Genomic DNA, 7,609 nt, shown 5'->3' on the forward strand with positions numbered 1-7,609 from the left:
CTGGTCATCCTTGCACTCAACCTTTATTGGAAAATTTTGATATCTAACAGTGCCCTTTTAACAATATCAATAGAGAAATTATCTTCAAGTGCAGACGTAATCCCTTCAAAATACTCTGTGATCTGCTCTGAAAAATCCTCCTGGACTTTTACAAACTCCCGAACCAATTCAGTCTGATAATGATTTTTCAGCCTAGCATTCTCTTCTTCAAGATACTCACCTGCAGGTCCATGTAAAAGCTTTTCAAGTTCATCCGCCATTAATTTCTTTTCATTCTTCTCAAAGAAGGACTTAGGATTCTTAAACATACCAAGAGTTTTTCTAAACTTGGTACGATCAATGTTTTGATATGCTGTTTCAAATTCTATTCCAGCAAGTGGACCATTATCTGTTGCAGAAATGGAAACCGAAGAGTTAATTTTCAATAGTTCACTTAACAAAGCTTTCTGGAACTCTTTTAATACCCGGATAATAAACGCTTCGGTCCTTAAAGACGTTGCTCTCATCTCCTGAGCCAGGTCATATCCAATGCTTTCAATCAACTCATCGAGCGCTGCTTCAAGAGCCTTCTTCATATTGCGTCCATCATCCTTCAATAGCGCAGGATTGAATGCCTCCCTGAAAAAGTCACCGAAACGGATGAATACACGCTGACGAATGTAATAAGTCAATTCATCGGCCTCGAGGTTCAACCGCTCCTCAAGTACTGCTGACTTCTTTTGTGATAAAATACACAGCATTTCTTCCTTTTCAGATAGGAGTTTTCGTCGTTTATCAGCCCTCGCTGCCTTGTCTTCTTCTGCAGAGCTGATCATTTCCTCGATCGTACCCACAGCCTGGCGCCATTTTGCCTCAGCGGCCTCGACAGCCATATTCATCAGGTCATTGGCGATGAAAGTATAAAACGCCTTTTCAAATTGATTAAATAGCTGGTCTCCGGCAGACTCATTTTCCAGCTTCCCATTAAGGCCCTTTAAACTGGAAACAGGAAATAGATGCGGATTCCTGATGCCGTATTGAACAAGCTGGCCCTCAACATACTCTAAAACGGCTTCCTGTTCTTCCTCCGAATTTGCTAAATCAACGGCATTGACAATGAAGAACATTTTATCAAGTTCAAAGGTATCCTTGACCCTTCCAAGCTGAATCAGGAACTCGCGATCAGCTTTTGAGAACGCGTGGTTATAGTAGGTTACAAATAAAATAGCATCTGAATTCTTGATATAATCAAAAGCTACCCCAGTATGGCGGGCATTGATTGAATCAGCACCTGGTGTATCAACAAGGGTTATCCCCTCTCTCGTAAGATCACAATCATAATAAACCTCAATCCACTCAACAAAACAGGATTTCTCCTCTTCAGCAACATACCCTCGGAATAACTCAAGATCCACCAAAAGCTTTTCTCCGAAGCTGTTTTTAAAATCGCTGAATCCCTTGGCAAAGGCCTGCAGGAATGAGTAATGCGTCTTTTCTGCCGCACTGTAACCGCTATCCTCGGATTTAAGACTATTGATTTGATCGATCGCTCGCTCGAAATCAGAAGTGTTCTTGCCGAATAATCCTAGAGATCTGTCCAGTTCTTTCAGCAATTCGTCGGAACTTTTGATTTTGACAATTACCGTTCCGTGAGGATACTCAGTTGTCACAGGTTTAATTTTATTAATGGCAGCAGTTGTCGGATTTGGAGATACCGGCAAAATCCGCTCCCCTACCAGAGCATTCGCGAAAGAAGATTTTCCAGCGCTGAATGCACCGAACAAGGCAACAGTGAATTCTCTTTCTTTTAACCGTGCAGCTTTACCCTTCAATTCACGGGCGATTTTTTTCAAGCCAGGTATAGCTTCAATCTGTTCAGATGTATAATTCATTTTCCTGACCAGCTGCTGTTGTTTTTCGTGGAATTGTGCTATACCATTCCCCACTTGCTCGACAGGAGGTTCTACTGATGGAACGTTTTTTTCTCTGGTGGTGTTGGCAGAAACAGAGTCACTATTTATAATCACTTCCGGCTCATTTTCGGCAGCTTTAAAAATAAGGAAGTCTTCCTCTTTATATTCTGCCGGTTCGCCATAAAGAATTTCCGACATAAGTCTCCGTTGCTGGGCAAGGTTTTCCTGAATTGAATCCAATGCTTTCCACGCAGATAAAAGCTTCTCAAAGTTTTCTTCTTTTTTGAGAAGTTCATTTATTTCCTCATCATCATGACCTTTTACATAGTCGATGAACAGTTCCTTAATGGGATCAAGCTTTCTTCTTGCTAGATTCTTCAATGCCTCAGCGACATCATTTGTATAATTGAGGACATAGTCTCCTGATAGTCTCGCACCAGGTTTAACGGCTTCTGAGAGCAGTTCTTTTTGGAACTCAATCTTGAAACCATTTGCTGCAGTCTGCAGCTCAGTCTGGGAAAGATTATGCTTCTTGATCAGCTTTGATAAAAAATCCTTGATATGCCAGTCGAGCTGAGATTGTACTTTATCCTCCAGTTCCCGATAGAAATTGTCTAATCTAGCTGAGCGTTCCTGTTCTGTTTTTTGTTTTGAAAATAACAAGCCCACTTTAAAGTCTGGCTGCCTTGACTGCAGATAAGCCTCTGCCAACTCCCTGGTCTGGAATGGCATTAGATAGGCGTTTTTTAAAATGTCATTGAGTGCAGCACGAAACTCCTGTTCAGGGTCACGCTCAACCTGAATTTTTTCAATATGCTTTCTTAAGTTATCAAGATCTACTGACAGCTGTTGTCGCTCACTGTCAGTGATTTCTTCCAGGATCGTCTCAAATTGATTTATTTCTTCAGCAACATCCTGATGAATACCCGCCAAATGGTCCTCCGACAGCTTTTCTAACGACTTAAAAATTGAAACTGGCAGTATTTCTTTTCTCTTGCCCTTTCGCTCCATGATAAATGATCGAAGCTCTTGAAACTGATTATGTGATGATTCAGGATATTTCAACGACGTATAAAAAATCCCTGCATGCTTTACTCCCCAGTCAGCAAAGGAGTCTTCAACACTTTGCTTAAACTGATTAAAAGACAATTCTGCATCCTGATGTTTGTCAACCTGGTTGATAATCAAGTAAAGTTCTTTTCCTGCGTCCGTTAGTTCCTTTGTAAAAAGGAAATTAAGTTCTGATTGAACATGGTTATAATCCATCATATAAAAAACGATGTCTGACAGATGGAGAGCAGATTCTGTCGCTATGCGGTGGGCATCATCAGTAGAATCAATTCCCGGTGTATCCATGATGACTGCCTGTTCCAGGAACTCAGCACCATTATGGCTGATTTCAATAGCCTGGATTTGTTCACCATCCTTACAGTACGTCTTGACGGTTTCATAATCATACGGAGCCGGATACAGACGAGACCCGCCGTCTTTAAAGATGACCTTGGCATATTCAGAGCCTGATTTGATCCTCACCAAATTCGCACTGGTTGGAATTGGGCTTGACGGCAGGATGTTGTCACCGATCAATTTGTTGATCATGCTCGATTTCCCTGCAGAAAAGTGTCCGCAAAAAGCGATTGAAAATTCCTCCTCAACTGCTTTCCGTCCCAATTCCTTTACTTTTTCAGCTGTATCTTCGTCGTGATTTGTATTCATTAAATTATATAAAGATAAAATCTTTCCAAGAAGCTTTTGATCTTGCTGTGCAATAGTCTGGCCCATTCCTCTAACCCCTTGTGACAAAATTGTGAATAACTTTATTTTATATGATTTTTCGGTCTTTTCCTATAATTACATTTTCGTCCCTTAGAAAAAGGTAATTAAAAGCACTTAAATCGCTCCAGTAGAGCACAGACATGGACAAAAAGAAAAAGCCCGAACCTAAGTCCCGGCTTTTGATCTAAATGAGAATATTGTTTATTAATGAGGTTTTAGTACATTGCTCAATACATATTTCATAAGTAAGGAATAAGCAGCTATGGTCGAAACAACTAACATTGAAACCATTGGTACGACACCATCCTTAAGGTTCTTTTTTAACTGAGAATAATTTTCATCTTAAGGAAAGTGTAGCACTATTGATTATCATTTTCAATGGAAGGAGATTAATTGTCACACTTATTTAACAAATTCGGGACGAAACGCCCCTGATTGGAGAATTCAGATTCATACTTTGTCAACTCTCTCAATGCCTTCTCCTCTGCAGGAATTCTGATAGATAAAATTAGGATATTCAACAAAGTAAAGACCGCCATTGTGATAAAGGCATTGAACATCAATGGAATCACAATCAACTCGATCGCAACAATTAAATAGTTTGGATGCTTGATGATTTTATAGGGACCTCTTTTTACGACATTGGCCCCGGGAAGAATAATGATCTTTGTATTCCAGAACCTACCCAATGAAGTCAGTGCCCAAATTCTCATTGCCTGTGTAAAAATAAACAGAGCAAGCAAGACAGGCCAATAATCTGAAAGGTTTTTATCAAATAGGATCACTTCCAGAATAAAAGATATGAAAAAAGCTGTATGGATCGACACCATCGCGAGATAATGACCCTGGCCGAATTCTTTTGCGCCCTGAGCTTTCATCCAAGCTTCATTTTTTCTCGCGATGACTAGTTCTGTTATCCGCTGAAAGATAATCAATCCGACAAATATGAGGAACACCACGTTACTCCCACCTCATCAATAGCAATTCCGAGCTAAAACCTGGACCAAGTGCGGCACCCAGTCCAAGATCTCCTGCCTTCGCTGTCTCCATGAACCTTCTTAATACATATAGTATGGTCGCAGAAGACATATTCCCGTATTCTTTTAAGACGTCCAGGGAAGTCTCGGTCATAGTTTCAGGAAACTTCATGGCAGAAACGTAGGCTTCCAATACTTTCTTACCTCCTGGGTGCGCAATAAAATGATCAAGATCTGGAACATCAAGACCATTGGTATTTAAAAACCTTAAGACATTTGGCTGAAGCCAGTTTTCGATTATCGTCGGTATATCCTTCGAAAACACGACATACAATCCCTCATTCTTCACTTCCCATCCCATAACATCTTCAGAATCAGGCATCGTTGTGGATTGTGTACCGATAATATTAGGTGCAGAATCTTTTTTCATTATATTTTCATAGCCTGAATCATCACCACAGACAAGGGCACAGGCAACCCCGTCTGCAAACAATGAAGTTCCGATCAGATTGCTTTTTGATCGATCGTTCCGCTGGAAGGTTAAACTGCATAATTCAACGGATAGCACAAGTACCTTGGCCTTCGGGTAGGCCAGGCAGTACTCATATGCTCGCGAAAGCCCGCTTGCCCCACCTGCACACCCGAGACCCCAAATCGGAATCCTTTTAGTGTATTGTGATGAAGGCAGGATATTCATTATTCTCGCGTCAATGCTTGGTGTCGCCACACCCGTGCTGCTGATGGTAAAAATAGCATCGATCTCTTCAAGAAGGACTTCGTCTTTTAAGAATACATCACTCTTCAAGCAATTCGAAATCGCTTTTGCCCCAAGTTCCACACCTGCCTCGATATAGGCATTATTCTTCTCTTCAAAAGTATGGTCATTTTCGAACCAATCAAGATCTTTGGCAAAATGGCGTTTCTCTATTTGGCCGTTCTGGAAAACGGTGAGCAGCCTATTTATATCCTTAAAGGATTCCTTGAATAGCTTTTCTGCGAAATCCATTACCTTTTCTTGTTCTATTGTAAATGGCGGCAATGCTTCTGCAATGGATATGACTCTTGGCATGTTATACTCTCCTCACATCTATGTACGGTTACTTTTTCCATTTACCCACAGAGTATACAGTCAAACTAGCTTAGACTAAAACAAGAAAAGCGCAAGCGCCCTGGTCAGCCACCGACAAGCGTTGGACTGCCGACCATTGAAGTCCTTCTTTGACTTCATTGGGCGAACCGAAACAATCGAGGGGCTAGGCGCTGGAGCTAGACATTTTTCAAATTCAAAGATGATATACTTTCTGATACTACGAAAAAAAAGCTTTCCCCACAATCGGGGAAAGCCTAACGTTTTGAAGGAGTTGCTGTGCAAGTTCATTATACAATGCTCTCTTGCCTTATACATTATAAAATCTTTACCAGTTGACAATCGATTGGTCTTCAACAAAATCATTCATGTCAGTGACCTTTTTCGGGTAAATGCAGTCCTTCCTTTATACCGTAAAGAGACTATTCGGATTAAGAAGAGCTGCTTTGAGTAATTCTACCTTCTCTTGATTAGAATCCGTGAATCGTCATACCTCCGTCGACGAATAAAGTTTGGCCTGTAACATAGTTTCCTGCGTCAGAACTTAGGAAGACAACTGGTCCTACCAGCTCAGGCAATTCCCCAATTCTCTTCAACGGCGTTACTGCAAGGATGTCTTTAACATACGCTTCGTCTGCCAATAGCTTTTCAGTCAGAGGTGTTTTGAAATACCATGGACCAATTGAATTCACATTAATACCGTATTGTCCCCATTCCATGGCGAGCACCTTTGTCATCTGCATTAGGGCTGCCTTAGTTGCCGCATAGACGACACCGGTCCTGAGGGCTACTTGCCCCGCTACAGACGCGATATTGATGATTTTGCCTCCTGATTGCTGTCCCTTCATGACTTTCCCGGCTTCCTGAGACATCATGAAGGCTGATTTTAAATTGGTATCCATGATCGTTTGCCATTCTTCATCCGTCGCCTCTAATGCCTTGGAACGGATATTCATGCCAGCATTATTGACAAGGATATCTATCTTTCCCCATTCATTGCGCACTGCTGAAATTGATTTATGTACTTGACCCCTATTTGTCACATCTGTTGGGAGCACAAGAGTTTTACTCCCTAATTTTTCAATTACCGAAGAAGTTTCCTTAAGATCTTCCTCCGTTCGTGCAAGTAAGGCAACATTTGCTCCAGCTTCAGCAAGTCCGATTGCAATCGCCCTGCCAATTCCTCTTCCCGCACCAGTCACTACCGCTGTTTTACCCTTCAAATCAAAAGATGGCAAAAACATACACATCATCCTCCTGCTCTAAATTGACTTAATTTTAACATAATACGCAGGAAAATTAGGTTTACTCGCCTGGCAAAAGAAAAAGCACCAAACCAGGTGCTCTATTTCTCGTTGGACTGCTTTTGGACCTCAATCCAGATTTGTTTTTCTGCTGCTCCGCCACATTTTTTACATAATCGCATTTCATCATATAAGAGACGGCAATGTTCACAATAAAACTTTTGCATATAGACCACTTCCTGAAAGATCCATTTTCTATTAGTTTATTAGCTCTGCGCAGAATGGTGATACCTGTTTTTTCATAAAACTTAATGATGTTAAAAGAGTTAGCTAATTACCTTTGATCCAAGTTAGGTTTGAAGTTTTTTTATTTCCGGATCATTATAGTCACTAGTTTTAGGACTAGGCTTTTAGATGTCAAAAAGATCACTGTTTTTTTGACAGCTTTGATGGTGGAGAGACCAAAGCTGTCATGATTCCACGATTATTTTGACAGGTTTGCAGGCGGAGAGACCAAAGCTGTCATGATTCCTCTGTTTTTTTGACAGCTTTGATGGTGAAGTGGACAAAGCTGTCATGATTCCACGATTATTTTGACAGGTTTGCAGGTGGAGAGACCAAAGCTGTCATGAT

4 protein-coding genes are annotated in these 7,609 nt (G+C 41.1%); all 4 read right to left on the reverse strand.

Annotated elements, in window-relative coordinates; translation table 11 throughout:
* Window positions 1-23: 23 nt before the first annotated feature.
* Window positions 24-3,674, reverse strand: a complete 3,651-nt coding sequence (locus tag TY49_RS16425) for a dynamin family protein (protein WP_041966988.1) — start codon at window positions 3,672-3,674, stop codon at window positions 24-26.
* Between the two features lie 383 nt (window positions 3,675-4,057).
* Window positions 4,058-4,627 carry an isoprenylcysteine carboxyl methyltransferase family protein gene (locus tag TY49_RS16430; protein WP_041966989.1) on the reverse strand — a complete coding sequence of 190 codons (570 nt, stop codon included), beginning with the start codon at window positions 4,625-4,627 and terminating at the stop codon, window positions 4,058-4,060.
* Between the two features lies 1 nt (window position 4,628).
* A complete protein-coding gene (locus TY49_RS16435) occupies window positions 4,629-5,714 on the reverse strand; it encodes a type III polyketide synthase (RefSeq protein ID WP_041966990.1) in 1,086 nt (361 codons plus the stop codon).
* Between the two features lie 488 nt (window positions 5,715-6,202).
* Complete coding sequence (locus tag TY49_RS16440; protein ID WP_041966991.1) at window positions 6,203-6,976, reverse strand: SDR family NAD(P)-dependent oxidoreductase; 774 nt, start codon at window positions 6,974-6,976, stop codon at window positions 6,203-6,205.
* Between the last annotated feature and the right edge of the window lie 633 nt (window positions 6,977-7,609).

Source organism: Mesobacillus selenatarsenatis SF-1, assembly GCF_000813125.1.
Classification (GTDB): Bacteria; Bacillota; Bacilli; order Bacillales; family Cytobacillaceae; genus Mesobacillus; species Mesobacillus selenatarsenatis.